The sequence below is a fragment of the Micromonospora globosa genome (assembly GCF_000717585.1).
GTDB classification, from domain to species: domain Bacteria; phylum Actinomycetota; class Actinomycetes; order Mycobacteriales; family Micromonosporaceae; genus Micromonospora; species Micromonospora aurantiaca.
The window spans coordinates 1-215 of record NZ_JNZR01000112.1 but is presented as its reverse complement, the minus strand read 5'-3'; the positions used below and the strand labels follow the sequence as shown (position 1 = coordinate 215).

Here is a 215-nt window from a genome sequence, read left to right as displayed (position 1 = left end):
CGGAGGCTGTGGGTGCGGGTGAGTTGTCGGAGCGGTTGTCGGCGTTGGGTGCGTCGGTGCGGGTGGTCGCGTGTGATGTGACGGACCGGGACCAGGTGTCCGCGCTGGTGGCGGAAATCGTTGCCGGGGGTCGGTTGGCGGGTGTGGTGCACACGGCTGGTGTGTTGGATGACGGTGTGGTGGAGGGGCTGACGGCGGAGCGGTTGGCGGGGGTG

The 215-nt window shown here is 69.8% G+C and carries 1 protein-coding gene; it reads left to right on the top strand.

Annotation, left to right across the window (positions count from 1 at the left end):
* A partial coding sequence (locus IF06_RS32735; protein ID WP_157551571.1) for an SDR family oxidoreductase occupies positions 1–215 on the top strand: 215 nt, incomplete at both ends.